Origin of the sequence: Corynebacterium sp. DNF00584 (assembly GCF_001552965.1) — a bacterium.
Lineage (GTDB): Bacteria > Actinomycetota > Actinomycetes > Mycobacteriales > Mycobacteriaceae > Corynebacterium > Corynebacterium phoceense.
In genome coordinates, this window is the sequence record NZ_KQ959726.1 from 35,891 (window position 1) to 62,413 (window position 26,523).

Genomic DNA, 26,523 nt, shown 5'->3' on the forward strand with positions numbered 1-26,523 from the left:
CCTACGACAGCTGCGGGCCACCGGCAGGAAAAACGCGAACGCCGCCGCGACGAGCGCGGCGGCGAAGCGAGCTGATTACTCTTCGGACTTTGCCTTCGGCGTGACCGTGAGCAGCTGGTCAGACGGGGTCACCGCGCCGGCCTTGCCCTCGATGGAGAAGAACTTGGAGGTATTCGTGACGACAACCGGGGTGATGAGGTTGTAGCCCTTGGACTCGATGAACTCATGGTCGAAGGTGATGAGTTTGTCGCCTGCAGAGACGCGCTGCTTCTTCTCGACGTGGACGGTAAAGCCCTCGCCGGCCAGCTCGACGGTGTCGAGACCGACGTGGATGAGCAGCTGGACGCCGCTATCGAGGCTCAGGCCGACCGCGTGGCCAGACTTCTGGACCGTGAGGATCTTGCCGTCAGCCGGAGCGTAGACCGTGTTGCCGGTCGGCTTGATGGCCATGCCCTCGCCGAGCTTGGCGCCAGCAAAAATTGGGTCCGGAACCTCGGACAGTTCTACAGCTTCGCCTTCGAGCGGCGAGTCGAGATTGATGGCCTCGGAAGCCGGAGCGGCAACGGCTACGGCGGCCGGGGCTGCAGCGGCGGCTGCGGCAGGGGCGGCATCGGCAGCCGGAGTGAGAACCTCGACCGGCTCCTTGCCCTCAGCCTCGCGCTCGGCCGCAATCTGGGCGCGGATTTCGTCGCGCTCCTCCGGGGAACGGTAGTCGAAGAAGAGGACGAGGAAGAAGGACACGAAGAATGCGACGGCGACACCGAGCAGGTAACCCAGAGCCGGGGTCATGGCCGGGATAGTAAGCAGCGAGGTAAAGACGAAGGCGTTGGCCTTAATGTTGAAGATACCCATGACGACACCGCCAGCGAAGCAGCCCGGCAGCAAGCGCGGGTAGGTCTTCTTAAAGCGCAGAACGATACCGTACAGGGACGGCTCGGAAACACCACCAAGCAGACCTGCGGCGAGGCCACCCGTGGCGACCTGGCGCATGGCCTTGTTGTGCTCCTTGATGGAGACAACGAGGACGCCGGCGACGAGACCGAAGCAGGCAAAGTTCCAGGCACCCATCGGCCCCTGAATGAAGTCGTAACCCAGCGTGGCGAGGTTTTGCACCATAATCGCGTTGAGCGGCCAGTGCAGGCCAAGCGGGACGAGGAACGGGTACAGCAGCGGAATGACGATAGCGAGGACGAACGGCGAGAAATTATTGACGGCGGCCAGGAAGTTGGAGATGCCGTTGCCGATACCAATGCCGAACGGGCCGAGCAGGAAGGCCGTGAGCGGGATCATGATGAGCAGGGAGAAGAACGGCACGAACACCATGTGCAGAGAGCTCGGGATGATCTTCTTCAGGCCCTTTTCCACCCAATACAGACCGATAGCAGCGAGCAGCGGCGGGAAGACCTGGGACGAGTAGTCGTTGAGAATGAGCGGCAGGCCGAAGATCTCGACCTTCTGTGCGTCGCCACCCAGGAACGTGGTCGTCTCTGCGATATTGGACAGACCCATGAATTCCGGGGTGAGCAACGCGGCCGGAATAGCAGCGCCAACCCACTCGTTCGCGCCCAGCTTCTTCGACGCCGTGGCGCCAATCATGATGGGCAGGAAGTAGAAGACTGACCTCCACATCGCATGCATGAGCTGGTAGCCCGCCGGCTGGTCTTCCATGTCGGCGCGGAAGTCCTGCAGGCCGAAAGTATCGGCCAGAATGAGCAAGGTGATAATCAGCGAGGCACCGAGCAGCGCCCACAGGATGGGGCGGAAGGTGTCAGACAGGAACTCGAAGCAGTAGTCGACCCACCCGGTCTTGCGGATGCCGCCGTACTCCTTCTTGCCGTCGGCACCGATCTTCGGGCCGCGTGCGTTGCCCTTGTGCTCGCCCGACGGATCGACGCCTGGCTCCTTAATGATTGCCCGATAGTAGTCAGCGACGCCGCCGCCCATGACGACCTGGTATCCGTGCTCGCCTTGGTGCACGGTGCCGAGAACGGCTTTGTCAGATTCGAGAGTCTTCTCGTCAATCTTGGATGGGTCAGCAAGCTGAAAACGCAAGCGCGTTGCGCAGTGCGTCAGAGACGTAATGTTGTCAGCGCCACCAATATTTTTGATGATGTGCTGCGCGGTATCTTTGGTCGATGCCACGGCGTACTCCTCTTCATTGAGACGTATGGTGATAACCACTCAGTGTGCGGCTATATCATTGTGAAGATTACTCTAATCCGGGCATGATCAAAAGACCGTAGACGCCCGATTGTGCCTTAACGCACGCTTAACAGAGACAAAAGGCAAGGTCACTATTGAACAAACGTGCCTATGCCCCGCGTGGGCGTCTTAAAGATCACAGCAGCGCGTTGCATTTCTCACGCGTGGCGAGCCATAGCAAGACGCGCGAAGGCCGCCGCCTGATTGATTCCTCAATCAGACGGCGGCCTCGTTCATGCACGGTGCGTTAGACACCGGCACGAGCGAAAGGCGTAAAGCCTTTAGTTGCCAGCGAGCTTGTCGCGCAGAGCAGCGAGCTGCTCATCGGAAGCCAGCGAACCGTGAGTCTCGTTGTCGTTCGATGCCGGAGCTGCATCGGCGGACTCGGAGGAGTAGTTCGAAGCCTCGGACTGCTGGGCAGCCTCGGCGGCAGCTGCACGGTTGCGCTCGATCTGAGCGGTGTGCAGGTTGAAGCGACGCTCGGACTCGGCGTAGCGAGCCTCCCAAGCCTGACGCTGCTCGTCGAAGCCTTCCTTCCACTCGTTGGTCTCCGGATCGAAGCCCTCGGGGAAGACGTAGTTGCCCTGCTCGTCGTAGGAGTCGGCCATGCCGTACTTCGACGGATCGAACTCGTCGGTGTAGTCCTCGTCTGCCTGCTTAACAGACAGGGAGATACGACGACGCTCGAGATCGATGTCGATGACCTTGACCATGACTTCCTGGCCAACGGTGACGACCTGGTCCGGAACCTCCACGTGGCGCTGAGCCAGCTCGGAGATGTGAACGAGGCCCTCGATGCCCTCTTCGACGCGAACGAACGCACCGAACGGAACGAGCTTGGTGACCTTGCCCGGGACGATCTGGCCCACAGCGTGGGTGCGGGCGAAGACGCGCCACGGATCTTCCTGGGTAGCCTTCAGGGACAGGGAGACGCGCTCGCGGTCGAGATCGACGTCGAGAACCTCAACAGTGACCTCGTCGCCAACGGTGACGACCTCAGACGGGTGGTCGATGTGCTTCCAGGACAGCTCGGACACGTGAACCAGGCCGTCGACACCGCCGAGATCGACGAAGGCGCCGAAGTTGACGATGGAGGACACGACGCCCTTGCGGACCTGGCCCTTCTGCAGCTGGTGCAGGAACTCGGAGCGGACCTCAGACTGGGTCTGCTCGAGGTATGCACGGCGGGACAGAACAACGTTGTTACGCTGCTTGTCGAGCTCGATGATCTTGGCTTCCAGCTCCTGGCCGATGTACGGCTCCAGGTCGCGGACGCGACGCATCTCGACGAGCGATGCCGGCAGGAAGCCGCGCAGGCCGATGTCGAGGATGAGGCCGCCCTTGACGACCTCGATGACGGTACCGGTAACCGGCTCGTCCTTGGCCTGCAGATCCTCGATAGCGCCCCAGGCACGCTCGTACTGAGCACGCTTCTTGGACAGGATCAGGCGGCCTTCCTTGTCCTCCTTGGTAAGAACAAGTGCGTCGATGGTGTCACCGACCTCGACGACCTCGTCCGGGTCAACGTCGTGCTTGATGGACAGCTCGCGGGACGGGATAACGCCCTCGGTCTTGTATCCGATGTCAAGCAGAACCTCGTCGTGGTCGACCTTGACGACGGTGCCCTCAACGATGTCACCATCGTTGAAGTACTTGATGGTCGCGTCGACGGCGGCGAGGAAGTCCTCAGCGGTTCCGATATCGTTGATCGCAACCTGAGGGGTGTTAGAAGTAGGCATGTAAGAAATGCTCCGAATGTGGTGTAGGAGGTCGTAAATGGACATTTACGTGTCATCTCAAAACGTCCCGCGACCAGCGCAAAGCTGCACTAGTTGGAGGATGGTTTTGATCCCGTCGCTGCACCCTTCGAGACTCTCCTACGGTAGCCGGGAAGCGCGCGCGGCATAGACACGCCTTTAACATCTTACATACTCGCAGCTCACTACACAATGGTGACGCGCCCACCGCACACAATCGACGCTACGCGCGGCCAGCGCGGCTCGCGACAATAACAATCGGAGAAACAATGCCTATTCGGACGCCATCGCAGGCAAATCGGACATTTTGGGACCAGGACGCCGCCCGATACCACTCGGAACATCCTGAGTATCTCTCAAGTTTCTATTGGTGCCCGGAGATGCTGCACGAGCGCGACGCCCACCTGTTAGGCGACGTCCGAGGCAAGCGCGTCCTGGAGCTCGGCTGCGGTTCCGCGCCGTGTACCGCATGGTTGCGTGGCGAAGGCGCCTACGCCATCGGCATGGATATCTCGCGCGCCATGTTGGACCGTGCCCCGGAAGGCGCTCCCCTCGTCCAGGCCGACGGGCTCGTCCTCCCCTTCGCCGACAACACCTTCGACGTTGTCTTCTCCGCCTTCGGCGCGCTCCCCTTTATTGAAAATCTCGACGCTGCGCTTGCCGATGCCGCCCGCGTCCTGCGCCCCGCAGGCCGCTTCGTCGCCGCAGTCCCCCACCCCATGCGTTGGATTTTCCCGGACGACCCGCAGGCGCTTACCGCCGAGATGAGTTACTTCGACGGCGCCTACCTCGAGCACTCGCCCGACGGCGAGCTCACCTACGCCGAGTTCCACCGCACCATGGGCCAGTGGCTGCGTGCCCTCCAGACCGACGGGCCGTTCCGCATCGTGGACCTCATCGAGCCGGAGTGGCCCGAGGATCTCACCACGACGTGGGGCCAGTGGTCGCCGCTGCGCGGGGAGATCTTCCCCGGAACCGCCATCTTCTGCTGCGTGAACGAGAAACGCTAGGCTTATCCACCATGCGTGATAATGCCCTCTTGCTCGTGCGCCGCGGACTGGCGTGGTGGATCGACGGCCTCCTCGTCGCCGTCGTTGTCATCGCGGTGCGCGCGGCCTGGCTTGCACTCGCCGACCCGGCCTTCAACGTCGAGGCGCTGCTCACTCCCCTGGTCTTCTTCGCCTACCGCGTAGGCCTCGAGGGGTGGAAGAACACCTCGCTAGGCAAGTGGTCTCTGCGACTCGAGATCCTCGCAACACGCCGCGGCGTCGTGGGCGCGGCGCTGCGCAACGCATACCTCCTCCTGCCGCTGCTCACCCTCACCGGCGCGGGCTGGGCGCAGTACACGACCGAGATCATTGTCGCGGTCCTGGCGCTCAGCGTGCTTGCCGTGGGCCAGACTCCCTTCGACCTGCTCGCGGGCGCGATGGTCGAACGACACTCCTAGAGTGCTTTAAAGGCGCGGCGGAGCTTCGGCTGCGCGTAAGCCGGGATGCCACGGTCCTCGATGCCTGCCTTCGTCCACATGCCGCGCACCTGGCCGTCGACGACGACGGGCCGACGGAACACCCCGCGGTTGCCGGGCACGAGGACCTCGTGAGTCTGCACGTCCATCGCGAAGAGACGGTCCTGGTAGCCAAGGATGTATTCGTCGAAACCACCGAGAAGGAAGGCCGTGCGCGGAGTGGGTGCGGGCGCGTCAAGGGCGATGACCTGACCATCACGCACTTCGAGGTCATCCGGCAGGTCGCGCGCGGCCGCGGCGATGGTGCGCTTGGGTAGCTTCGACCACCACGCGAAGTCATCGAGCGTCGCCGGCGCATGCGTCCGGAAGTAGCGCGTGGCGAGCTCCGTGACGGCCGCCCGGCGCGCGGCCTCCGTCTCGCCGAAGACCTCGGCGAGACCCGGCAGGCGCAACCGCGTGACGAGCTGCTCCCGCCCCGTGTAATAGACGAGGTTTTCCTCCATGAGCGTGCGCAGCACCCGGTACTGCGGCAGCTCCGGATGAAGGCGCGTGGCCAGGGCCTTAAACTCGGCGCGGCTAAAACCGGATTCTGGAATCTCTTCGAGGACGTCGCGGAATTGCCCGACGTGTTCCTTGAACGGCCGCGCGCAGAGGTCCGTCATCCAGCCCATGTCCGCGCGCGTCCCCACGAACAACGTGTTGCGCATGGGATAACCGCGCACCAGCTCGGCCCAGTCCGCATCGGTGAGCTGACCGCCACGCAGCTCCAGCGAGAGCAACGCCGAGGCGACGTCTTGGCCTTGCATGAGACCGAAGGCGGAGGCGGCATCGGCAGGCGAGGCCCAACGGCGAGTGCTCAGGCCTTGGGTGGCGAGGCGGGCGCGGCCGAGCGCGCGGTTAGTGGCCTGCGGCATCCCAGTCCGTGCCCTCGCCGGTGGAGACCTCGAGCGGAACCTTGAGCTCGATGGCGGAATCCATCTCGCGCTCGAGGATGGCCTTGACCTCGTCGCGCTCGCCCGACGCGACCTCGACGACCAATTCGTCGTGAACCTGCAGCAACACGCGGGACTTCATGCCGCGCAGCTCACGGTCGACGCGGATCATGGCGATCTTGATAATGTCCGCCGCCGTGCCCTGGATCGGCGCGTTGAGTGCGGCGCGCTCAGCGTTCTCGCGGGCCAGGCGGTTATCCGAGTTGAGCTCCGGCAGGTAACGGCGGCGGCCGAAAATGGTCGCGGTGTAGCCGTCCTTGCGGGCCTGCTCGACGACCTCGGAGAGGTAGCGCTTCACGCCGCCGAAGCGGTCGAAGTACGCCTCCATGATGGTCCTCGCCTCGCCAGCCGGGATGCCCAGCTGCTGGGACAGGCCGAAGGCGGACAAACCGTAGACGAGACCATAGGACATAGCCTTGACGCGGCGGCGCAGCTCGGGCGTGACCTCGTCGACGGGGACGTCGAAGACCTTCGAACCGACGTAATTGTGGAGGTCCTCGCCCTCGCGGTAAGCCTCGATGAGCCCCGGGTCGTCCGACAGGTGAGCCATGACGCGCATCTCGATCTGTGAATAGTCCGCGGTAAGCAGCGTCTCGTAGCCCTCGCCGACGATGAAGGCGGAGCGAATCTTGCGACCGGCCTCCGTGCGCACCGGGATATTCTGCAGGTTCGGCTCGGCGGACGAGAGTCGACCGGTCGAGGCAACTGTCTGGTTGAACGTCGTGTGAATGCGCCCGTCCGGCTGCACCGTCTTGATAAGGCCCTCGAGGGTGACCTTGAGCTTTTGGTACTCGCGGTGCGCGAGGAGGTAGTCGAGGAACGGATGCGGGTGCTCCGCGGCAAGCTGCTCGATTTCCTTCGCGGCCGTGGAGTAGCCGGTCTTTGTCTTCTTCGTCTTCGGCAGATCGAGCGTCTCGAAGAGGACGACCTGAAGCTGCTTGGGCGAATTGAGGTTGAGCTTGTCGTCTTCAGCAATCTCGCGCGCGGCCTGCTCCTGCTGCGCGACCTGCTCGGCAAAGAGCTCGAGTTGGTCCTCCAGGCGACTCATGTCCACCGCGATGCCGGTGGCCTCCATGCGCGCGAGGATGCCCGCGAGCGGCAGCTCGAGGTCGGCGTAGAGTTCGAGCGAGTCGATCTCCTCGAGGTCCGCCGTGAGCGCCACGGCCAGCTCCGCGATGGCGAGCGCCGAATCGACGAGCGAGGTGTCCTCTAGCAGCGAGAGTTGATCGCTGGGCGTGCCCAACGTGCGCTGCAGGTGGCGCTGGTACACGTCCGAGAGCTCGTAAGTGCGTTGACCCGGGCGCAGCAGGTACGCGGCCAGCGCCGTGTCGTGCGCGACGCCCGCCAGTTCAATGCCGCGGCCCAGCAGCATGTGGTACGCCGCCTTGGAGTCGTGCAGATACTTCTGCGCTTCTTCGTCTTCAAGCCAGGCCTTGAGCGCCTTATCGTCCGCGGCATCCAAGTCCGCGAGCTCGAGCTGGATGCCGTGATGTTCCGCATCGACGAGCGCAAGGGCCGACGCATCGCCACGACCGGGCTGACCGTTGCCTTGGAGGTAGACGGCGACTCCACTCTTTCGCTCGCCGGCGGAGCCGGTGAGCCAGCTGGCCAGTTCGCCGGGGTTGAGCTCATCCACAGTCACTGTCGGCGCGTCGGCCGGCTGCGCCTCCGGCGCGCTGCCGCCGTCGTTGGGGATAGCGGCCAACACGCGCTCACGCAGGTTAGTACCGAACTCGAGCTCATCGAACTTCGCGGCGACCTCGGCGACAGCCGCGCCCCTAAATGCGAGATCGTCCGGGCCGACCTCAAGGTCCATGTCCGTGATCATCTGCGTGAGCGTGCGGTTCATCTTCACCTGCTCGATGCGGTCGCGGAAGTTCTGGCCCGCCACGCCCTTAATCTCATCCGCGTGGGCGACGAGCTCGTCGAGCGAACCGTACTGGAGGATCCACTTGGTGGCGGTCTTCTCGCCGACCTTAGGCACGCCCGGCAGGTTATCCGACGGGTCGCCGCGCAGCGCCGCGAAGTCCGGGTATTGCGCCGGGGTGAGCTGGTACTTCTCCTCCACCGCGGCGGGCGTAAAGCGATGCAGCGTCGACACGCCGCGCATAGGATAGAGCACCGTCGTCGTGTCGTTGACGAGCTGCAGATAGTCACGGTCGCCGGTGACGATGAGTGTGTCGTAGTTCGTCGCCTCCGTTGCGAGCGTGGCCACGATGTCGTCGGCCTCAAAGTTCTCGCGCGAGAGCGTCGTAATGCCCAGCGTCTGCAGGACCTCACGGATGAGCTCAACCTGGCCGCGGAACTCCTCCGGCGCGGCCTCGCGCTGCGCCTTGTACTCCGGGAACATCTCCGTGCGGAACGTCTTGCGTCCCACGTCGAAGGCCACGGCCATAGAATCCGGTTTCTCCTCGGCCACGATATTGGCCAGCATGGACAAAAATCCGTAGACCGCGTTGGTGTGCTGGCCGCCAGTCGTAGAGAAGTTCTCCGCCGGCAGCGCGTAGAACGCGCGGAAAGCCATGGAGTGGCCGTCGATGAGCAAAAGGCGAGGCGTCGTTGAGTCAGTCACCTGGCCCATCCTAGAGGCCATGGGCTGCTGCCCGCCGGATGGGTGTACCGATTAGGACGCAAGGATCGAATTCCGCTAAAGTATGTCCCAGCGTTGAAGGACGCGTGCGCCCCTGTAGCCCAATTGGCAGAGGCAACGGATTCAAAACCCGTTCAGTGTGAGTTCGAGTCTCACCAGGGGCACAATCATCGCCGGTCAGAGAAATTTCTGGCCGGCGATTGTACATGCATAGCGCACGAATCGACTCAATGTCCCAAGAAATCCTCCCGCCAGCGAACCGCTGGGGAGAAATATCAGCCCGTGTACGCTCGGTTATCATCAACGCAAAGGACGAGCAGACGGCGCCTCCTCCACGGTTGCGCTGACCGGATCCGCGCGACGCAGCATTTCAGATCGCCCTGGTGGTTTCACCAGTACTCACCCGCGCGGCAGTCCCCTTCGTGCACCTGTCCCCTATATCTTGAGGCGCATGCATTACATACTCAACGCCGTGCGCGGCGCTCTCATCGGCATGGCCGAGCTCGTCCCGGGCATTTCGGGCGGCACGGTGGCGCTCATCGTCGGCATCTACGAGCGCGCCCTGCACAACGCCAACTTCATTTTCTCGTGCAAGTTCAAGAAAATCGAATGGGGCTTCCTCATCTCGGTCGCAGTGGGCATGCTCGCCGCCGTCTTTGGGTTCTCCACGATCCTCCACAATTTCGTCGAGTCCCAGGTGTCGGTGTCCAACGCGCTCTTCTTCGGCATGGTCGCCATCTCCATTATCGTGCCGCTGTCCATGCTCGGCGCGGAAGAAAAGAAGAAGCCCTCGGGCTGGATTGCGCTCATCGTCGCGGCCGTCGCCACTTTCTTCGTCACCGGCTTCACCTCCGCCCCGCACGAGGACCCGAGCCTCATCATCGTCTTCTTCGCCGCCGCCATCGCGGTGTGCGCGCTCATCCTGCCGGGCGTATCCGGCTCGCTCATCCTGCTTACGATGGGCCTCTACGCCCCCATCATCGGCGCAGTCTCGGACCGCCACATTCTCACGTTGCTTGTCTTCATGGCGGGCGCGTTGTGCGGCCTCGCGGGCTTCGTCAAGCTCCTCAATTACCTGCTCGATAACCACCGCGCGCCGACGCTGATGGCGATGTCCGGCTTTATGCTCGGCTCCCTGCGCGCGCTGTGGCCCTTCGGCGAAGGCCAGGATGCGGGCATCGGAAGCATTGTGCTCGCCATGGCGGCGGGTATCGCCATCGTCGGTGCTTTCATCCTCATCGACCGCCGCATGGCGCAGAATTAAAGCCCAATCTGGCTCACGCCGAAGCACGTGCCCGCCGGCGCGCTCACCCGCAGGGTTGAGCCGCCGCCGGTGACGTGCAGATACATCTGGTGCAGACCCTCCTTCCCCGTGAAGGTCGTGGCCGCGCCGTCCAGCGCCACCGCGATGTCCCCCTCCGCAGGCGCGAGATAATTCAGACGCACCGTCCACTCGCGGTCCATCAAGGGCCCATCGAGGGCCAGCTCCCCCGCGCAGGAGCTTTCCGATGCCCTCATATTCCACATCTCCGCCTCCCTCACCGTCCCATCAGGCTGGACGCGCTGGAGTCGCTCGACGGCCGGCGCCACCTTCTCCGGAGCCAGGGCCGCCACCGTGTTGTACGGCGCGACCGCCGGGCTGAGCACGTTCCAATCCACGTCCTGGTCGAGGACCGGGCCCTCGGCCGCGCGCAGGTTGGCCACGTACGCGCGGGCGGGCTGGTCCCACCACCGCGCGCCGAAGGCCACGAGGCCCACGAGCGCGCTCGCCGCGAGCACCGCCCCCACCGCCTTGTGCACCGTTGTGTACGCCGCATGGCGGACCGGCCGCCAGCCCGCCGCCACCGCGAACGCCGCGACCACCGCGCCTTCCGCGAACTGGCGCAGCGCCATAGCCTGCTCTACTCCTGCCTCTGCATTCGAACGCGCGAGGTAGAGCGCCACGAGCGGCACGATCGGATAAAGCAGCGGCAGCAACGCCCAGCGGCGCAGCCGCCACGCGGCGTACGCGAGTACCGCGACACCCGCCGCGAGGGACCACCACGCAGCATCAAGGAACGGCGGGCCCGGATGCCAGCGCTGCCACTGCCAAGCGGTCCCACTTATGCCCGGCACGGCCGCCCGCAGGTAGCCTTCCGCCACGAAGCCCAGCAGTCCGCCCACCGGCTCTGTCTCCCGGCGCACGAGCCACAGGTAGAGCGCGCCCCACACAAGCGTCGGCACGCCGCCGGCCACGGCCACGGGCCACCACGGCCGCCGCGCGAGCAGCAGAACCGCGACCACCACCGGCGCGATAAGCAAGGCCTTCTCCGAGAACGCCGCCGCACCCAGTACGGCCGCGGGCACGATCCACAGTTCCCGGCCCGTGCGCACCCACCGCGCTGCGGCCCACATCGCCAGGCCCAGGCCCGCCTGCACCGGCAGCGACGCAAGCCCCGCCGCGAACCACGCCGCCGCGGGCCAGCCCACCGGCAACAGGAAATACACCGCGAGCCCCGTATCGACGCGCCACGTCGGACCATCCGTGAGCCGCACGACCTCGCGCAACCCTGCGAACACCGCCACCGCCGCTCCTGCCTGGAGAACGAGCAACGCCGCCAGCGCCGCCGGCCACGACAGATACGCCGCGTGCGCCAGCACCTTAACCACGATCCAGCCCGCCGGCATAAGGTGCCCGTCATGCGGCGTCCACATGAGCTCCCACCAGCCGGTCTCACGCGCCTGCGCCTGCAGTGTGAAGTCGTCCCAGTAGAACCATCCGCCCGCGGCCAGCGCCGCGTGCGCGGCGAGTCCCAGGGCAACGAGGATCCACGTCCTCATACGTTCGCCTCCTCCGGTGCTAGGGTTAGACCCCAGACTGTAGACGCTTTACCCCAAGGAGTTTCCATGCGCCGCACTCTCGTCGCCATCGCTACCGCCGCCACGGTCACCCTCGCCCCGCTGCAGGCCATCGCCGCTGACCAATCCTCGTCTCAGGTATCCCAGTCGGACGCCTCCAGCGAGTCCAACCTCAAGGGCTCGTCCTACATCAAGTGGCTCGACGAAAACGTCTCGCCCACGGACAACGAGGCCACCAATAAATTCCTCCAGGTGCTCGTCGACGGCGCCTTCGCGCTTCTCGGTTTCGTGGTCGTCGGCTCCATCGTCGGCGAAATCATGCGCCTGATCCCTTAGTTTCGGCAGCCCCGTGCTAATTTGGAAATAATACATCCCACCGCAATTCATTCATTGCGGCCGGATTCCACTTTGAGCTTCGACAAGGGCTGCACATATGAAACACACGCTTCCGCTGGCCGCGGTTCTGCTGAGCGCTTTCGCGCTGACAGGCTGCGTGACCAACGTCGAGCCCGCCGTCCCCGACGGCTGGCAGCAGATCGACGTCAAGGCGGTCCCCGAGATCGCCGCGATGGTCTCCGACTCTGACGGCATCCTGTCCGTCGGCACCAACCCGCCCTTCGCGCCTTTCCAATTCAAGGACTCCGAGGGCAACATCGTGGGCTTCGAGATGGATCTCGCCCGCGCCGTGGCCCAAACCATGGGCCTCGAATTCAAGCCGGTGCAGCAGGACTTCTCCATGATCCTGCCGGCCATTTCCTCCGGGCAGACCGATATGGGCGGCTCCGGTTTTACGGACAACGAGGAACGCCGTAAGAACTACGACTTCATCGACTACCTCTACGCCGGCATCCAGTGGGTCCAACGCCCGGATAATCCGGTCGATCCCAACAATGCCTGCGGCTTGACCGTCGCTGTGCAGCGCACGACGGTCTCCGAAACCGACGACGTTCGCCCGAAGAGCGAGGAATGCCTCGCGCAGGGCAAGGACGAAATCACCATCCTGTCCTACGACACGGCCGACAACGCGGCGCTCGCCGTGCTCACCGGCCGCGCCGACGCCCTGTCTGCCGACTCCCCTGTCGCCGCCTGGGCTGTCAACCGTGCGGACGGCAAGATGGAGACCACCGGCGAAATTTTCGATGCCGCCCCCTACGGCTTCGCAGTTCCCAAGGACTCTTCGCTCGGCCCCGCCGCCGCAGCGGCTCTCCAACATCTCATCGACACCGGCGTCTACGCCGAGATTCTCCACCAATGGGGCATCGACGAAGGACTCGTCGAGCACGCCATGATTAACGAAAGGCCGATCAATGCCTAATTCAGCTCCTGAAAAGATCGAGGCGCGCCCGCTGCGCCATCCGTGGCGCGTGTGCTTCGCCGTCCTCCTCGTCGTCCTCGCCGCGTGGTTTATCATCGACGCTGCCCGCAACGAGGCCTACGGTTGGGGCACGTACTTCCAGTACCTCTTCGACACGCGCATCGCAGTGGCCTCGCTGCACACTATCGCCATTACCTTGCTGGCGATGATCATCGGCGTCGTCGGCGGCGTGCTCCTCGCCGTCCTGCGTCTCTCGCCCAACCCGGTTTTAAGCGCCGTCGCCTGGGTCTTCCTGTGGATCTTCCGGGGCACCCCAGTCTACGTCCAGCTCGTCTTCTGGGGCCTGCTCTCCGCGCTCTACCAGTCCATTAACCTGGGCTTCGCCGAGATTTCCCTCGAGGGCGTGCTGACCAACGCCTTTGTACTCGCCGTCCTCGGCCTCGGTCTTAACGAGGCCGCGTACATGTCCGAAATCGTCCGCTCTGGCATCTCCTCCGTCCCCGAGGGCCAGAAGGAAGCCTCCAAGGCCCTCGGCATGGGCTGGGCCATGACCATGCGCCGTACCGTCCTCCCCCAGGCCATGCGCATCATCATCCCGCCGACCGGCAACGAGTTCATCTCTCTGCTCAAGACATCGTCTCTCGTTGTCGCCATCCCTTACACTCACGAAATCTTTGGCCGCGCCACGGATATCTCGGCCGCTCTTTTCGAGCCCATCCCGCTCCTCCTCGTCGCCGCGACCTGGTACCTGGTCATCACGTCCATCCTCATGGTTGGCCAGCACTACCTCGAGCGCTACTTCGAGCGCGGCGCCACCCGCGAGCTCACTGCCCGCCAGCTGGCCTCCCTCGCCGACGCCGAAGGCACCATCCCCCGCAATATCTCCGTCATCCCCGACACCCAGGAGGGCAAGTAAATGACTACTCCCATGATTGAGGCGGTTAACGTCCACAAGGCCTTCGGCCAGCTCGAGGTCTTGAAGGGCATCGATCTCACCGTCCAGCCCGGCGAAGTTGCAGTCCTCCTCGGCCCCTCCGGCTCCGGCAAGTCCACTTTCCTGCGCTGCTGCAACCACCTGGAGAAGGTCACCGCTGGCCGCCTCTACATCGACGGCGAGATCATCGGCTACAAGGAGCGCGACGGCGTCCTCTACGAGATCTCGGAGAAGGAAGCCGCCCGCCAGCGCCAGGACATCGGCATGGTCTTCCAGTCCTTCAACCTCTTTAGCCACCGCACGGTCCTCGAGAACATCATCGAGGCTCCCGTCCAGGTCAAAAAGCAGCCTGCCGATGCCGCCACAAAGCGCGCCATGGAGCTCCTCGACCAAGTAGGCCTCGCCCACAAGGCGGATGCCTACCCCGTCCAGCTCTCCGGCGGCCAGCAGCAGCGCGTGGCTATTGCCCGCGCCGTCGCCATGGATCCGAAGCTCATGCTCTTCGACGAGCCGACTTCTGCCCTCGATCCCGAGCTCGTGGGCGAAGTCCTGCGTGTCATGAAGGACCTCGCCGCCGGCGGCATGACCATGCTCGTTGTCACTCACGAGATGGGCTTTGCCCGCGAGGTCGCCGATACCGTCTACTTCATGGACGGCGGCCGCGTCCTCGAGCACGGAACTCCGGAACAGGTCTTCGACCACCCGCAGCACGATCGCACGAAGTCTTTCCTGTCCTCCCTGCTGTAAAGTTATCGCCGCCGCGACCCCGTTCGCGCAGCTTGTGCCCCAGTATCTTTTGGGTTCCACAAAAAATGTGCAGTCCTCCGCTTGCCGGAGGACTGCGTTCGTTTGAGTGTATGGTGCACGACCATTATGGGGAAGCTGGCCAGCCTGTTGGCCCGGGGCTCGACATCGCAGACGAGGTACGCGGCTTGACCGAGTCGGAGAAACTTACGATTGCGTGCCACTATCACAACGCCGTCAACGAGATGGATGGTCGCGGGGTCTTAGAGCGGCGTGGGTGGAAGAAGAAAGGCAACTGCTCGAGGAGGAATTCGCGAACAGCTAGAGCTGACCCACACCACGGAACATCGCCACGGCGGCACCCGCTGCGGCCACGGCGAGCGAGAGCATGTGCGCCTTGTCGCGCGGAATGCGCCCAGCCAGGCGCGTGCCGATGGCGATGCCCAGAATCATGCCCAGGATGCCCGCCGGCCATACGAGCCACGAGGCGTGTGAGAGCGATCCCGCACCCGTGACGAGTTTTGCCGTCACAGAGATGGCGCCGCCGACCATGAAGATGGGCTGAAGCGTCGCCGTGTACATGGAGTGCTCCCAGCGCGCCGCCTGCGCGTAGACCGTGATGACGGGGCCCGCGATGCCCGCGAGCGTATTCGTAAAGCCGCCCAGCACGCCGGCCGAAAGCATGGGACCCAGGCCGTGCAGGTGCGGCACATACTTCTTGCCAAAGGTCACCACGCCGAGCGCGATGAGCAGCGCCGCGCCCGCGATGACGAGCAACGGTGCGGTATCGATGGAGCGAATGAGGAACGCCGCCGGGATGGAGCCAAAGACCATGACGGAGGCAATGGCACCGAACTTGCGCCAGTCCACGCGTTCGCGCGCGGTGTAGGTGAGCATCGCCGCGTTGATACACGCCAACACGTTAATGACCATGATGCCTTGCACCGGACCGAGCAAGAGCATGAGCAGCGGCCCGCCCACGAGTCCCATACCCATGCCAGACACGCGCTGAAGACAGGAGCCGAGGAAGATAGAGACAAAAACACCCAGAGCGACGAGCATTACGCGAATTTTTCCACGACTGCTCGATGGACGGGCTCTGGGAAGAGCCCGGTGACGTCGCCGCCGAACTGCGCGACCTGCTTGGCCAGCGAGGACGAGATGTAGCCGTACTTCTCATCCGTGAGCAAGAAAGTGGTCTCTACGCCGGTGAGACGACGGTTCATCTGCGCCATGGGCAGCTCGTACTCGTAGTCGAGCGAGGAACGCAGCCCCTTTACGATCGTGTCGATGTGGTGCTCCGAGGTGTAGTCCACGAGCAAGCCCGACCAGAAATCGACCTTGATATTCTCCGGCACGACCTCGCGGATAAGCGCGACGCGCTCCTCTACCGTGAACAGCCCTGACGGCTTATCCGGGTTACCTGTCACGAGCACTGTCACCTCATCGAAGAGGTGGCTCGCGCGGGTGAAAATGTCCAGGTGCCCCATCGTCATCGGGTCAAAGGACCCCGGGCACACGGCCTTCTTAGTCATTGCTCGCCTCCAGTTCGCTTCGGTCGAAAATCGCCATATCCATGCGCGCGATACCAAACGTGCGCTTCTTCAACTTCTGGCCCGTCTCCGTAAACCCGGCAGGCCAGACCGTCGGCGCCGAGTCCACGGGCCGCTCGATGACCACGATGGCGCGGTCCTCAAGCACCGGCTCAATGGCGGCCACGAGCCCGTCCACGTCATCAAACGCATAGGGCGGGTCCGCGAGCACCATGTCGAAGTACCCGCGCGGCGCCGTCGCCAAATACGTGCCCACCTTCATTTCCTTGAGCGTCACGCCTGGATGCTTGACCACCCCGATGTTATGGCGGATGACGCGGGCGGCAGCGGAAGACTGCTCGACGAGCACGACCTCGTCGGCACCGCGGCTGGCGGCCTCGAGTCCCAACGCGCCGGAGCCCGCAAAGAGGTCGAGCACGCGCGATCCCTCAAAGCCCCAGCGCATGGTGAGCGAAGAAAACAGGCCCTCGCGCGCACGGTCCGAGGTCGGCCGGGTGCCTTCCTCGGGCACCTTGAGCCGGCGTCCGCGCGCTTCGCCTGCGATAATGCGCGTCATGCCGCACCTGCTTCCAATGCCCCCACGACGGCCAGAACGTCTCCCCCATGGACGTCATCAAAGTCCGCGTGTGCCAAGGACGTGACGACGCCGGGCCCAGGCGTAGCGACGGGAGACTCAAGCTTCGTGGCCTCGACCGTGGCGATGACCTGCCCGGCCTCGACGGCTTGGCCCGCGGCGACGTGGTAGCGCACGATACCAGCAAAGGGCGCGCAAATATTCATGCGTAACACCTTAGCGCACGGCTTCCGCTAGGACTTGTCGAGATACGCTTGCTCGTCCTCCGTGAGCTCCGCAACGAGTTCTCGCGCAAGCTGCTCGTTGCGCGCCACGAGCCCGGTGGCGTCGAAGCTGGCCCGCGAGATGGTCTCGCCGTCGGTAAGCAGGTTGAGCAACCGCAGCGTGCGGTGCTCGCCGGACTGCAGCGTGCCCAGGATGTCACCCTCCTTGCGGTTGGCGAGGTCGAGCTCGGCTAAGTCGAAGCCGGAGCTCGTCTGAGCAATGGCGTTCACGCGCTGGAACGACGCCGACCCGGGCGCGGCGAGCGTGTGGAAGAGACACAGCGAGGCGTTGCCGCCACGGCCCACACGGCCGCGCAGCTGGTGGAGCTGGGAGACACCGAAGTTCTCGGACTCGCGAATGAGCATGATGGTCGCATTCGGCACGTCGACGCCGACCTCGATGACGGTCGTGGCGACGAGCACGTCGTACTCCCCGCGTGCGAAGGCGGCCATAACCTCGTCTTTATCGGACATCTTGCCGTGGAGCATCGCCAAGCGCAGCCCCCGCAGCGGCCCGAATTCAAGTTCCTCCATGAGCTTTTTAACGCCGCCGGCCTTCTCGATGCGCGGCGCCACGATATACGCCTGGTGGCCCTTGGCGACTTCCTCGCGGATGCGCGCCCAACCGCGCGCGACCCACGCCTCGTTGGACTCCGGCACGACGAAGGACTGGATGGGCTTGCGTCCGCCGGGCAGCTCGCGCAGCGTCGAGACGGACAGGTCGCCAAAGACCGTCATGGCGATCGTGCGCGGAATGGGCGTCGCCGTCATCACGAGCATGTGCGGATACTGCTGTGCCTTGCCGCGCAGCGTGTCGCGCTGCTCGACGCCGAAACGGTGCTGCTCGTCGACGACCACGAGACCCAGGTCGTAGAACTCCACGGTGTCCTGGATGATCGCGTGCGTTCCGATCACGATGTCGGCCTCGCCGCTGACGATATCGAGCAACGCCTGGCGCTTGGCCGCCGTCTTCATCGAGCCGGTAAGCAGCACGACGTTGACCCCCGCCGGAGCCTGCGCGGAAATCGACGCGAAATGCTGCGCGGCCAGGACCTCCGTGGGCGCGAGCAGCGCGGACTGGTAGCCGCAGTCCGCGGCCTGAAGCATCGCAAGCAGCGCGACCATCGTCTTACCCGAGCCGACCTCGCCCTGGAGCAGGCGTTGCATGGGGAAGACTTGCGAGATATCGTGCGAGATTTCGCCGAGCACGTCGCGCTGCCCCTGGGTGAGCTCGAACGGCAGCGAGGACAGCAGCGCCGCGCGCAGGCCGTCCTCGCGCGGCGGCAAGGCCGGGGCGACGTGGCCCAGCGCATCGCGGCGGCGCAGCGCCATGACGAGCCCTACCGTTAACGCCTCGTTGTACTTCAAGCGGTGGATTGCCATATACGGGCCCTCGAAGGGCGGCTCGTGGACCTGGCGCAGCGCCTGGTCATAGCTCAGCGGCACCTCGTAGTCGAGGGGCTCCGGGATCTCCGGCAGCGACTCGAGCACCTGGTGAATGGCACCGAGCAGGAACCACGAGCTCACCTTGTCCGTCGCCGGGTAGATGGGAATCCACGGCCGGTCCGCGAGCAGCTCGGCGAGCGAGCCGAACATCGCCAGCTCCCGAAACTCCTTCGTCCCCTGGGCCTTCTTCGCATCCTTGCCCAGCAGCATGAACTTGGGGTTCTGCAACTGCGGCGTATGCCGGAAAAATTTCAGCTTGCCGGCGATGATCACGCGCGCGCCCGGCCGCAGCACGCGGAAGACCCACATTTGGCCGAAGAACGCGGCCTGGAAGCCGTTGTCGAGCGCCACGTTGATAACCCGCTTGCCCGTGCGCGTCTCGGACTGAGTGACGTTGACGACGGACGCGGTGACGGTGACGTACTCGCCCTCGATGGCCCCGCCGGCCCCGACATCCGTCGAGCCGCGCAGGTATGTGCGCGGATAGTGCGCGAGTAGGTCGCCACACGTGGAAAACTTAAAGGACTTCCGCAGGGTTTTTACGGCCTCCGCAGGCAAGACGTCTGCCAACGGCCGGTCGTCACGCCACCCCAACATGTGCCTACTCCACTCCGATTTCCGTTTCGATCCCCGGGGCCGTGAGCGCCATGACTTCCACCCCGAGCTTCGATGTTAGCGCCGTCGCGTCCACGGCGCGCGCGGAGAGGATCGTCACCTGTTCCCCGCCCTCGGCGAGCAGACGGCGCGTCGCCACGACGAGCGCATCAAAGGTCACCGCCGCCGGGCGCACGACCCGCATGGACCGCGCCGCATCGCGCATGGTCGACACCACGGCATCGGTGTCCGCGTTCGTGGGATCGTAGACCGACAGCGCCGCGATGCCCGCGACGTAGGAATCTGTGGGCACGACGCGCGCTTCCCCGGCGTCGCCCTTCGAGCCGTTGACCAGGAAGATATCGCCGGGGTTCGCCTCGACGGCGCGGCCGGGTTCAACGACCTCTGCGCCCGCGCCCGCGAAGAGCTCGGCCAAGGGACCGGCCGGAGCCGCAGCCCACACCGTGCGCCCCACGCTTTCCGATGCCCCCTCCGGCACGCCCGGCAGCGCCTCCAGGCGCAGGTTCGACACGGCGCCGCGCGCAAACGCGAGTTCGACGAGCGGTCCGGCCTCGGTCGTATGAATGTGCACGCGGGCGGCGCGCTCGCCATCGCGGGCGACGACGAGCGAATTGCCCCGCGGCGCGATGTCGGCCGTGAGCGCGTCGACGTCGCCTTCGAAGTAGAAGATGACTTCGAGCTCGCCGGTGGACTCGGCGGGTACGGCGGCCTCGGTGAGCTGCGCGCCGTCGAGCTCCGCGCGCAGCGCATCGAGCAGCACGAGCAGGCCCGCGCCGCCGGCATCGACGACGCCCGCCTCGCGCAGGGCAGGCAGCTGGGACGGCGTCGCATCGAGGGCTTCCTGTGCCGCGGCGAGCACGCGCTGGAGCAGCGGGTAGAGAGCTATGCCCTCGGCGAGGGCGGCATCGGCAGCAGCGGCGGCCGCGCGCAAGACGGTGACGATGGTGCCTTCGACAGGGTCGGCGATGGCGCGGTCGACGAGCTCGACGGCGAGCGAGAGGGCATCGGCAAGCGCGGCGGCGTCCACGCGGGAGTCCGTGGTGGAGTCTGCGAGCGCGCGCAGGACCTGGGACAAGACCATGCCGGAGTTGCCGCGGGCGCCACGCACGGAGCCGACGGCGAGGGCCTCGGCGACGTCACCGCCACGGTCGGCCTGCGCGAGCGCAGCCTCCATGGTGTGCGCCATATTGGAGCCGGTGTCAGCGTCCGGGACCGGAAACACGTTGAGTGCGTTGATATCGGCGCGGTGCCGGGCGAGCTCCGCCACGGCGCGCTGCGCCCAGTGGTAGAGGCCGTCCGCGTCTAAGGATTCCGGTTGAGACATAGTCACGTATCTTACAAGCGCCAGTCCACGGGGGCGGCACCTTGGTCCGCCAGAAGTTGATTCGCACGGGAGAACGGCCGTGAGCCGAAAAAGCCCCGGCGCGCGGACAGCGGCGACGGGTGCGGCGACTCGATGCGCGGGACATCCGGGATAAACCGCGCGCAGGCTTGGGCGTCTTTGCCCCAGAGGATGGCGACCATGGGCTTCCGGTTGAGCGAGCGGATGGCGGCCTCGGTCACGGCCTCCCAGCCCTGGCGACGGTGCGCGCCCGCCTGACCCGGCGCGGTGGTGAGCACGCGGTTGAGCAGCAGGACGCCTTGCTCGGTCCACTTCGTCAGATCCCCGTCGTGCGGCGCGTCGATGCCGAGGTCGTCGTAGAGTTCCTTATAGATGTTGACGAGCGAGCGCGGGGGTTTCACGCCTGCTGCGGTGGAGAATGCCAGACCCATGGCGTGGCCGGGCGTGGGATACGGGTCCTGGCCGACGATGAGCACCTTGACGTCGGGCTGCGGCATGTCGAAGGCGCGGTAGACGTCAGCTGCGGGCGGCAGGAACTCGCCGTCGATGTGGGGGCGCGGGACGTCGTGAAGGATATTTTCCCAGGTGGGGTGCATTAGAAGGAGGCCCAGCCTTTCGTATAGGGGGACGGTCGGCCGTCGACGGTCACACTCTCGCCGCGCACGACCTCGCCGATGACGCGAAAGCCGCTGGGGGCCGGCTTGGCCGTCGTGGCGAGCAGCGTGTGATCCTCGCCGCCGGCGTGGACCCACTCGAGCGGGTCGCGGCCCAGCAGCGCGCCGGCCTGAACGAGCAGAGGATCCGGCTTGATGGCGTCGGCGAAGAGGTCGATGCTTACCCCGGAGCGCGCGGCGATGGTGCTGAGGTCCGGGATGAGGCCATCCGAGTTATCGGTCATCGCCGTCACCCCGGTGGCGCGGGCGACTTGGCCGCGGCCGGGGGTAATCCACGGCGCGCAGTGGGCGTCGATGAGCGGCCAGAGCTCGGAATGCTCTTCGGGCAGCGCACGGCCGAAGCGCTCGAGCAGCGCGAGGCCGGCAGCGGACCAACCAATCTTGCCGTGCGCGACGACCTGTTGGCCGGGGCGCGCGCGGTCGAGCGTGAGCGCCTGGCGGTCGCCGCCCAGCGCGCCGATGGCGGTAATGGACACGACGAGCTCGCCGGCCTGGGTGACGTCGCCACCCACGAGCTCCGTGTTGTAGTGCGAGGACGCCTCCGCGATGCCGCGCGCGATGCCTTGGACGATGGAAATGGGCGTGTCGGCAGGCGCGGCAAGGCCGAGGAGGGCTGCGGCCGGACGCGCGCCCATGGCCTCGATGTCTGCGAAGTTCTGGACAATGGCCTTGTGGCCCACTTCTTCCGGCGTGGACCAGTCGAGCCGGAAGTGGCGTCCCTCGACGAGGAGGTCCGTGGTCGCCACCGTGCGACGGTTGGGAACGGGCGTGTGGAGGACTGCCGCGTCATCGCCATTGATGGAGCTTGGTGCTACCGAGGTGATCGCCTCGATGACCCGCTTTTCACCAATTTCCGCCAGCGTCGGGGTGAGTTTCACGCGTTCTTCTTTCGTCTCTAGACTCATGGGGTATGACCCCACTATTTAACCGCACCGCCATCTACGTTTCTCTTGCACTCGCGCTGGCGCTGATCTTTGGAGTCATCTTTGGCTCGAAGTATGTCTTCGAGAATATCGAACGCGCCCCCGTCGCCATGTCGCCAGTCGACTCGCCCGAGTCTGGCTCCGCGGAGTGCGCCGCCCTTATCGACGCGCTGCCCGAGAAGTTCATGGGGCACCCGCGCGCGAGCGTCGCCGACCCCGTGCCCGAGGGCGTGGCTGCATGGTCCACGAACTCCGGCGAGGCGGTGACGCTGCGCTGCGGCGTGCCCATGCCTTATCAGTACACCCCGTACGCGCACACCACTGACGTGGATGGCACGACGTGGCTCAAGGTCCGCGACATGACGCCGGGCTCGAACCTCACCTCGTGGTACACGGCGGACCGCTCCCCCGTCGTCGCTGTGACGACCTTCGACGACCAGGAGCCCACGGGGCTTGACCTCGGCGCGCTCACCGGTGATGCCCCGGAACGCTTCCCCGCGGCCCTCGCCTCGCTGAAGACTGGCCCCGGCGAATGCGCCGCCTTCCTCAAGGCCGCCCCGCGCGAGCTCGGCGACTACACGCGCCTCGACCAGCTGCCCGAGGGCACCGCGAAGAACACGCTTGTCTGGACCGCGGACGGCCGCGAGCCCATCGAGCTACGCTGCGGCGTCGAGGACGCCCCCGGCTACCAGGCTGGCGCGCAGCTCCAGCAGGTCAACGACGTGCCGTGGTTCGAGGACACGACGCTGGCCGGCGGCACGACCGCCTCAACGTGGTTCGCGTTGGGCCGCGACGTCAACGTGGCGTTGTCCGTGCCGCAGGACGTCGCCGCAGATGCCTTGGTGGACATCAGCGACGCGTTGACAAAGTCCACGAAGCAGGTCGCGAACTAAATCCAGCCGCGCTCGCGGGCGACGGTATAAGCCTCGAAGCGGTTCTGCGCGCCCGTCTTTGCCATCGCCGAGGAAAGGTAGTTGCGCGTCGTGCCCGCCGCCAAACAAACCTGCGCGGCGATGTCTGCGACCGAGGCACCCGTACCCGCGGCGTCGAGGACACGCGCCTCACTGTCGGTGAGCGGTGACTCGCCTGCCGAGATTGCCAGCGCCGCGACTTCCGGGTCGAGGAATCGCTTTCCCTGCGCGACCGTCCGGATCGCTAGAGCGAACTGTTCGGCCGAGGATGTCTTGGGCACGAATCCCAGTACGTTTGCGGCTAGGGCCCTCTTAAGCGCCTGCGGGCGCGGATGGGAGGTAACGATGAGGACGGCGGCATCGGACAGCTGGGCGGCCGTATCAATTCCGTCGAGACCGGGCATCTGCAAGTCGAGGACCGCCACATCGATGGGGTGCACCGCGCACCAATCGATGAGCTCGCGACCCGAGCAGGCGGTGCGAACGACCTCGATGTCGTCTTCGAGCCCGAGCAGCGTGGCCAGGGATTGCGCGACGAGCGCTTCGTCGTCCGCAATGGCGACCTTAATCATGAAACCTCATTTCGACCGTGAAGGTCTCGTTAGCGTGATGGGTGTGGATATCCGTGCCGCGGCGGCGCAGGGCGGCCAGCCCGGCTTCTTCGCCAGCCTCCCCGTGGGCACCATCGTTGCGCAGGCTGATGGCGTTGGGCTGTACTTCGATGTCAACGTACGTGGCTCGGGCGTGCTTGAGCACGTTTGTCGCGGCCTCGCGCACGAACCATCCGGCGCGCTCGCGGTGCTGCGGCGGGACGTCTGCGATCTCGCCAGTAACCGCGACGCGAATGTCAGCGGCCTCGAGCAGTTGGCGGGCACCTGCTAGCTCCGTGTCGAGCGAGGCACGGCGGTAGCCATCGACGACGGCGCGCATATCCGTCATGGAGACTTTGGTGAGGCGCTGGATTTCTTCCAGCTCCTCGTCGAGACGTGGGTCGCCGCGGCGGACGAGTGCACGGGCCAGCTCCGCTTTGATAGACAGCGCGGCGAGGTTCTGCCCCAGCGTGTCATGCAGCTCCTGGGCAAACCGCAAGCGCTCGTCGCTGACCTTGAGCGCGGCTTCGAGGTGCCGGGCGCGCTCCGAGGTCTTGAGGCTGCCCACGTACCACAGGGTAAGCACGGCGGAGGCGTAGCACAGCGCGGGCAGAATCAACAGAGGCGCCGCGAGGGCAGAGCCCAGGAACAGCCACATAATGACGGTGAGCACCACGGCGTGGAGCCACGCCGCCGGAAAGCGCGGCAGCGAAGAACCGGCAATAATCGAGGCAACAATCACGGCCGTGCCCGCGGCGGCCTGCGCCCACTCCGCTGGGCCGACCGTGACCACGGCAAGGCAACCTGCGACGATCCCTAGGCCGCCGTAGTAATTAAGATGCAGCCACGCGTCGACCGGGCGGCGTGGAGCAAGGTTGTATTCGGGCAGGCGCTCAATGACGACGGTGGCGGTGGCCGCGGTGCAGACCAACGCGGCGACTGCTCCCGCACCGGGGAGCGTGGTGAGGCTTCCCCAGTTCCTGGCACCGACTACCACGAGCACAGCATTGATCATGTGCAGCCCCAAACGGGACCACCACACAAAGCGCGGCGCTCCCGGGGCCGGTAAGAAGCTCACGTCTGGATACTTTAGCGGTGGGAGTCCCAGCGCATGCAGGAATAGGCCCAGTACCCCAGGGCGAGGGTCCACACCAGCAGAATGAGCACGCCCTGGATTACCCCCATGCCGACCGGCTCCGTAGTCCAGGAGGACAGCGAGAAGTCAGAAATCACGGCGAACGGCGTGTAGTCAACAAGTTCACGGAGGCGCTCGGGCATCATCTCGCGAATGCCGGACTGGGAGAGCATCGCCATGGCCATAACCGGCAGTGAGGTCACCTGTGCGGACTCAACGCTGCGGGTGTAGATGGAGGTGACGAAAGCGAATGCGGTCGAGAGCGCAAGTCCAAAGCCAACGGCAAGCACCAGCCGCAAGACATCGGTAGGCGTGCCACCAGCGAGTCCGCTGAGCACTACTGATACGACCAGGGTGCTCACGATGGTAATCAGCGCGCCGGGCACGGCGACGGCGGAGAGAATCTCGGCATCGGTGGCCTCGCCGGTGCGCAGGCGCTTGAGCACGCCCTCATCGCGCCGGGCCGTGATGGCGGAGAGCACCGAGTAGAACTGCACGAACATGAGCGCGGCCAGGACAAAAATCTCGGAGGCGAACCCGGCCGCCAACCGCGGCTCAATTCCGGTTTGGCTGTCATAAATGCCGTACATGATAAGCGCCATGGATGGGGGCATGAACAGGGCCATGACCATGAGCGTGGGATTGCGAAGGAACAGCGTGGATTCTGCGCGGGACAAGGCGACGGCACGGCGGGGCGAGATGAGGGTGGTCATCTACTTCACTCCTTCGGCGATAGAGAGGAAGACGTCTTCCAAGGTGGCGGGGCGGGCAGCAAAATGCGTGTAGGTCACGCCATTGTCCTGTGCCCAGGCAAGGATCCCGTGGGTATCGGTCACCAGGTTGTTCGTGTGGACGATGACGCGGTCCCCTTCGTAGATCGCTTGGCTGGCGTGGGTCTCCGGCACGAGGGCCGGCTCGAGGACGATTTCAGACGCGCGCGTCTCGACGAGCTCCGCGAGCGTGCCCTCGAGCTCGATGCGGCCCCGGTGCAAGATGCACAGGCGGTCGCAGAGGTACTCGGCCTCCTCGAGGTAGTGCGTGGTGAGAACCATCGTCACGCCGGATTCCTTGAGCTCACGCAGCAGGCGCCAGACGTTGCGGCGCGACTCTGGGTCAAGACCTGTGGTCGGCTCGTCGAGGAAGATAAGCTCAGACCCGCCGAGCAGGGCGCACGCGAGATCCAGGCGGCGCTGCTCGCCGCCGGAGAGCGCCCCGACCTTCGTGTCGGCCTTATGGAGGAGGTCAACCTGGTCCAAGACGGCATCGGCAGGCTGGGGGTTGGAGCAGGTGCCCGCCCATAGCTTCATGGTCTCGCGGACCGTGAGCCCGCTGGGCAGGCCGCCACGCTGAAGCATGATGCCCATGCGCGGGCGTAGTGTGACGCGGTCGCGACGCGGGTCGCCGCCGAGGACCTCGACGGTGCCAGCAGAAGGGGCAGCTAGCCCTTCGAGAACCTCGAGCGTCGAGGTCTTGCCCGCGCCGTTGGTGCCAAGCAGTCCGTAGCACTCACCCGGTGCGACGGAAAAGTTTATGCTGTCTACTGCCGTGAATTTCTTATAAGTACGCGAAAGCCCGCGGACGTCGATGATGTTCATGCTGACTATCATCGCCGCGCGCGGGCAAGCTCAACAGAGCGTTACGTCATCACTTCGAGATGACA

General features: G+C 65.2%; 25 protein-coding genes and 1 tRNA gene. 9 read left to right on the forward strand and 17 right to left on the reverse strand.

The window, feature by feature from the left end:
* Nucleotides 1–75 precede the first annotated feature (75 nt).
* Together HMPREF0307_RS00155 and rpsA are read right to left on the reverse strand one after the other, a co-directional pair.
* Nucleotides 76–2,142 (reverse strand): glucose PTS transporter subunit IIA, encoded by a 2,067-nt coding sequence (locus tag HMPREF0307_RS00155; protein WP_066484727.1) that lies wholly within the window; start codon nucleotides 2,140–2,142, stop codon nucleotides 76–78.
* 341 nt (nucleotides 2,143–2,483) lie between these two features.
* Nucleotides 2,484–3,941, reverse strand: coding sequence for a 30S ribosomal protein S1 (rpsA, locus tag HMPREF0307_RS00160; RefSeq protein WP_066484734.1), 1,458 nt, complete (start codon nucleotides 3,939–3,941; stop codon nucleotides 2,484–2,486).
* Nucleotides 3,942–4,228: 287 nt separating this feature from the next.
* On the opposite strand from rpsA, the gene HMPREF0307_RS00165 reads away from it, so the two are divergent.
* Together HMPREF0307_RS00165 and HMPREF0307_RS00170 are read left to right on the forward strand one after the other, a co-directional pair.
* Nucleotides 4,229–4,969 (forward strand): class I SAM-dependent methyltransferase, encoded by a 741-nt coding sequence (locus tag HMPREF0307_RS00165; protein ID WP_066484504.1) that lies wholly within the window; start codon nucleotides 4,229–4,231, stop codon nucleotides 4,967–4,969.
* An 11-nt stretch (nucleotides 4,970–4,980) separates the two neighbouring features.
* Entirely contained in the window at nucleotides 4,981–5,406 is a 426-nt protein-coding gene (locus tag HMPREF0307_RS00170; RefSeq protein ID WP_066484507.1) for an RDD family protein, read from the forward strand.
* Here HMPREF0307_RS00170 and HMPREF0307_RS00175 read toward each other — a convergent pair.
* Both HMPREF0307_RS00175 and polA read right to left on the reverse strand, forming a co-directional pair.
* Nucleotides 5,403–6,338, reverse strand: a complete 936-nt coding sequence (locus HMPREF0307_RS00175; RefSeq protein WP_066484515.1) for a DNA glycosylase AlkZ-like family protein — start codon at nucleotides 6,336–6,338, stop codon at nucleotides 5,403–5,405. The two genes, HMPREF0307_RS00170 and HMPREF0307_RS00175, sit on opposite strands and share 4 nt — an antisense overlap.
* On the reverse strand, nucleotides 6,322–8,997 hold the full coding sequence (polA, locus tag HMPREF0307_RS00180; protein WP_066484518.1) for a DNA polymerase I: 2,676 nt from the start codon (nucleotides 8,995–8,997) through the stop codon (nucleotides 6,322–6,324). The genes HMPREF0307_RS00175 and polA overlap by 17 nt, the downstream gene beginning before the upstream one ends.
* 99 nt (nucleotides 8,998–9,096) lie before the next feature.
* Here polA and HMPREF0307_RS00185 point away from each other — a divergent pair.
* Together HMPREF0307_RS00185 and HMPREF0307_RS00190 are read left to right on the forward strand one after the other, a co-directional pair.
* A tRNA-Leu gene (locus tag HMPREF0307_RS00185) sits at nucleotides 9,097–9,170 on the forward strand.
* Nucleotides 9,171–9,457: 287 nt separating this feature from the next.
* Nucleotides 9,458–10,270: a DUF368 domain-containing protein gene (locus HMPREF0307_RS00190; protein ID WP_066484525.1), complete on the forward strand. Its 813-nt coding sequence runs from the start codon at nucleotides 9,458–9,460 to the stop codon at nucleotides 10,268–10,270.
* On the opposite strand, the gene HMPREF0307_RS00195 is transcribed toward HMPREF0307_RS00190, so the two are convergent.
* The gene (locus HMPREF0307_RS00195) at nucleotides 10,267–11,826 is read right to left on the reverse strand and encodes a hypothetical protein (RefSeq protein ID WP_066484527.1); all 1,560 of its coding nucleotides are present in this window, start codon (nucleotides 11,824–11,826) and stop codon (nucleotides 10,267–10,269) included. The two genes, HMPREF0307_RS00190 and HMPREF0307_RS00195, sit on opposite strands and share 4 nt — an antisense overlap.
* 66 nt (nucleotides 11,827–11,892) lie before the next feature.
* Between HMPREF0307_RS00195 and HMPREF0307_RS00200 the strand changes: the two genes are divergently transcribed.
* The 4 genes from HMPREF0307_RS00200 to HMPREF0307_RS00215 all read left to right on the forward strand — a co-directional run bounded on the left by HMPREF0307_RS00200 (nucleotide 11,893) and on the right by HMPREF0307_RS00215 (nucleotide 14,840).
* Entirely contained in the window at nucleotides 11,893–12,180 is a 288-nt protein-coding gene (locus HMPREF0307_RS00200; RefSeq protein ID WP_066484536.1) for a hypothetical protein, read from the forward strand.
* A gap of 97 nt (nucleotides 12,181–12,277) precedes the next feature.
* Complete coding sequence (locus tag HMPREF0307_RS00205; protein ID WP_066484539.1) at nucleotides 12,278–13,159, forward strand: ABC transporter substrate-binding protein; 882 nt, start codon at nucleotides 12,278–12,280, stop codon at nucleotides 13,157–13,159.
* A complete protein-coding gene (locus HMPREF0307_RS00210; RefSeq protein ID WP_066484544.1) occupies nucleotides 13,152–14,075 on the forward strand; it encodes an amino acid ABC transporter permease in 924 nt (307 codons plus the stop codon). Before HMPREF0307_RS00205 ends, HMPREF0307_RS00210 begins: the two co-directional genes overlap by 8 nt.
* Entirely contained in the window at nucleotides 14,076–14,840 is a 765-nt protein-coding gene (locus HMPREF0307_RS00215; RefSeq protein WP_066484552.1) for an amino acid ABC transporter ATP-binding protein, read from the forward strand. It begins immediately after the preceding gene.
* A gap of 318 nt (nucleotides 14,841–15,158) precedes the next feature.
* Here HMPREF0307_RS00215 and HMPREF0307_RS00220 read toward each other — a convergent pair whose 3' ends face one another.
* Genes HMPREF0307_RS00220 through HMPREF0307_RS00255 form a run of 8 tightly spaced genes read right to left on the reverse strand, consistent with a single transcriptional unit; the run spans nucleotide 15,159 to nucleotide 22,209 of the window.
* Nucleotides 15,159–15,899, reverse strand: a complete 741-nt coding sequence (locus HMPREF0307_RS00220; protein ID WP_066484555.1) for a sulfite exporter TauE/SafE family protein — start codon at nucleotides 15,897–15,899, stop codon at nucleotides 15,159–15,161.
* The gene (gene coaD / locus HMPREF0307_RS00225) at nucleotides 15,899–16,372 is read right to left on the reverse strand and encodes a pantetheine-phosphate adenylyltransferase (RefSeq protein WP_066484558.1); all 474 of its coding nucleotides are present in this window, start codon (nucleotides 16,370–16,372) and stop codon (nucleotides 15,899–15,901) included. Before coaD ends, HMPREF0307_RS00220 begins: the two co-directional genes overlap by 1 nt.
* The gene (rsmD, locus tag HMPREF0307_RS00230; RefSeq protein WP_066484562.1) at nucleotides 16,365–16,946 is read right to left on the reverse strand and encodes a 16S rRNA (guanine(966)-N(2))-methyltransferase RsmD; all 582 of its coding nucleotides are present in this window, start codon (nucleotides 16,944–16,946) and stop codon (nucleotides 16,365–16,367) included. The genes coaD and rsmD overlap by 8 nt, the downstream gene beginning before the upstream one ends.
* Complete coding sequence (locus HMPREF0307_RS00235) at nucleotides 16,943–17,170, reverse strand: acyl-CoA carboxylase biotin carboxyl carrier protein subunit (protein WP_066484565.1); 228 nt, start codon at nucleotides 17,168–17,170, stop codon at nucleotides 16,943–16,945. The genes rsmD and HMPREF0307_RS00235 overlap by 4 nt, the downstream gene beginning before the upstream one ends.
* A gap of 27 nt (nucleotides 17,171–17,197) precedes the next feature.
* The gene (locus tag HMPREF0307_RS00240; RefSeq protein WP_066484568.1) at nucleotides 17,198–19,270 is read right to left on the reverse strand and encodes an ATP-dependent DNA helicase RecG; all 2,073 of its coding nucleotides are present in this window, start codon (nucleotides 19,268–19,270) and stop codon (nucleotides 17,198–17,200) included.
* A 4-nt stretch (nucleotides 19,271–19,274) separates the two neighbouring features.
* A complete protein-coding gene (locus HMPREF0307_RS00245; protein WP_066484578.1) occupies nucleotides 19,275–20,612 on the reverse strand; it encodes a DAK2 domain-containing protein in 1,338 nt (445 codons plus the stop codon).
* Between the two features lie 11 nt (nucleotides 20,613–20,623).
* Nucleotides 20,624–21,226 carry a uracil-DNA glycosylase gene (locus HMPREF0307_RS00250; RefSeq protein WP_066484584.1) on the reverse strand — a complete coding sequence of 201 codons (603 nt, stop codon included), beginning with the start codon at nucleotides 21,224–21,226 and terminating at the stop codon, nucleotides 20,624–20,626.
* Nucleotides 21,226–22,209 (reverse strand): thiamine-phosphate kinase, encoded by a 984-nt coding sequence (locus HMPREF0307_RS00255; RefSeq protein ID WP_082723153.1) that lies wholly within the window; start codon nucleotides 22,207–22,209, stop codon nucleotides 21,226–21,228. Before HMPREF0307_RS00255 ends, HMPREF0307_RS00250 begins: the two co-directional genes overlap by 1 nt.
* Before the next feature lie 5 nt (nucleotides 22,210–22,214).
* Between HMPREF0307_RS00255 and HMPREF0307_RS00260 the strand changes: the two genes are divergently transcribed.
* Nucleotides 22,215–23,120, forward strand: a complete 906-nt coding sequence (locus tag HMPREF0307_RS00260; RefSeq protein WP_066484587.1) for a DUF3515 domain-containing protein — start codon at nucleotides 22,215–22,217, stop codon at nucleotides 23,118–23,120.
* Here the strand turns inward: HMPREF0307_RS00260 and HMPREF0307_RS00265 are convergent.
* Genes HMPREF0307_RS00265 through HMPREF0307_RS00280 form a run of 4 tightly spaced genes read right to left on the reverse strand, consistent with a single transcriptional unit; the run spans nucleotide 23,117 to nucleotide 26,467 of the window.
* On the reverse strand, nucleotides 23,117–23,710 hold the full coding sequence (locus tag HMPREF0307_RS00265) for a response regulator transcription factor (protein WP_066484590.1): 594 nt from the start codon (nucleotides 23,708–23,710) through the stop codon (nucleotides 23,117–23,119). The genes HMPREF0307_RS00260 and HMPREF0307_RS00265 overlap by 4 nt on opposite strands.
* Complete coding sequence (locus HMPREF0307_RS00270; protein WP_141759147.1) at nucleotides 23,703–24,806, reverse strand: sensor histidine kinase; 1,104 nt, start codon at nucleotides 24,804–24,806, stop codon at nucleotides 23,703–23,705. The genes HMPREF0307_RS00265 and HMPREF0307_RS00270 overlap by 8 nt, the downstream gene beginning before the upstream one ends.
* Nucleotides 24,807–24,817: 11 nt before the next feature.
* Nucleotides 24,818–25,576, reverse strand: a complete 759-nt coding sequence (locus HMPREF0307_RS00275; RefSeq protein WP_066484599.1) for an ABC transporter permease — start codon at nucleotides 25,574–25,576, stop codon at nucleotides 24,818–24,820.
* A complete protein-coding gene (locus tag HMPREF0307_RS00280; RefSeq protein ID WP_369799401.1) occupies nucleotides 25,577–26,467 on the reverse strand; it encodes an ABC transporter ATP-binding protein in 891 nt (296 codons plus the stop codon).
* Between the last annotated feature and the right edge of the window lie 56 nt (nucleotides 26,468–26,523).

Bases quoted from the DNA above. Each gene is read 5' to 3' on its own strand.
- coaD (WP_066484558.1), bottom strand. From the start codon at position 16,372: ATGACTAAGAAGGCCGTGTGCCCGGGGTCCTTTGACCCGATGACGATG.
- rsmD (WP_066484562.1), bottom strand. From the start codon at position 16,946: ATGACGCGCATTATCGCAGGCGAAGCGCGCGGACGCCGGCTCAAGGTG.
- rpsA (WP_066484734.1), bottom strand. From the start codon at position 3,941: ATGCCTACTTCTAACACCCCTCAGGTTGCGATCAACGATATCGGAACC.
- polA (WP_066484518.1), bottom strand. From the start codon at position 8,997: ATGGGCCAGGTGACTGACTCAACGACGCCTCGCCTTTTGCTCATCGAC.
- HMPREF0307_RS00235 (WP_066484565.1), bottom strand. From the start codon at position 17,170: ATGAATATTTGCGCGCCCTTTGCTGGTATCGTGCGCTACCACGTCGCC.
- HMPREF0307_RS00250 (WP_066484584.1), bottom strand. From the start codon at position 21,226: ATGCACCCCACCTGGGAAAATATCCTTCACGACGTCCCGCGCCCCCAC.
- HMPREF0307_RS00220 (WP_066484555.1), bottom strand. From the start codon at position 15,899: ATGCTCGTCGCTCTGGGTGTTTTTGTCTCTATCTTCCTCGGCTCCTGT.
- HMPREF0307_RS00165 (WP_066484504.1), top strand. From the start codon at position 4,229: ATGCCTATTCGGACGCCATCGCAGGCAAATCGGACATTTTGGGACCAG.
- HMPREF0307_RS00275 (WP_066484599.1), bottom strand. From the start codon at position 25,576: ATGACCACCCTCATCTCGCCCCGCCGTGCCGTCGCCTTGTCCCGCGCA.
- HMPREF0307_RS00260 (WP_066484587.1), top strand. From the start codon at position 22,215: ATGACCCCACTATTTAACCGCACCGCCATCTACGTTTCTCTTGCACTC.
- HMPREF0307_RS00195 (WP_066484527.1), bottom strand. From the start codon at position 11,826: ATGAGGACGTGGATCCTCGTTGCCCTGGGACTCGCCGCGCACGCGGCG.
- HMPREF0307_RS00245 (WP_066484578.1), bottom strand. From the start codon at position 20,612: ATGTCTCAACCGGAATCCTTAGACGCGGACGGCCTCTACCACTGGGCG.
- HMPREF0307_RS00170 (WP_066484507.1), top strand. From the start codon at position 4,981: ATGCGTGATAATGCCCTCTTGCTCGTGCGCCGCGGACTGGCGTGGTGG.
- HMPREF0307_RS00210 (WP_066484544.1), top strand. From the start codon at position 13,152: ATGCCTAATTCAGCTCCTGAAAAGATCGAGGCGCGCCCGCTGCGCCAT.
- HMPREF0307_RS00205 (WP_066484539.1), top strand. From the start codon at position 12,278: ATGAAACACACGCTTCCGCTGGCCGCGGTTCTGCTGAGCGCTTTCGCG.
- HMPREF0307_RS00240 (WP_066484568.1), bottom strand. From the start codon at position 19,270: ATGTTGGGGTGGCGTGACGACCGGCCGTTGGCAGACGTCTTGCCTGCG.
- HMPREF0307_RS00200 (WP_066484536.1), top strand. From the start codon at position 11,893: ATGCGCCGCACTCTCGTCGCCATCGCTACCGCCGCCACGGTCACCCTC.
- HMPREF0307_RS00175 (WP_066484515.1), bottom strand. From the start codon at position 6,338: ATGCCGCAGGCCACTAACCGCGCGCTCGGCCGCGCCCGCCTCGCCACC.
- HMPREF0307_RS00255 (WP_082723153.1), bottom strand. From the start codon at position 22,209: ATGAGTCTAGAGACGAAAGAAGAACGCGTGAAACTCACCCCGACGCTG.
- HMPREF0307_RS00190 (WP_066484525.1), top strand. From the start codon at position 9,458: ATGCATTACATACTCAACGCCGTGCGCGGCGCTCTCATCGGCATGGCC.
- HMPREF0307_RS00215 (WP_066484552.1), top strand. From the start codon at position 14,076: ATGACTACTCCCATGATTGAGGCGGTTAACGTCCACAAGGCCTTCGGC.
- HMPREF0307_RS00265 (WP_066484590.1), bottom strand. From the start codon at position 23,710: ATGATTAAGGTCGCCATTGCGGACGACGAAGCGCTCGTCGCGCAATCC.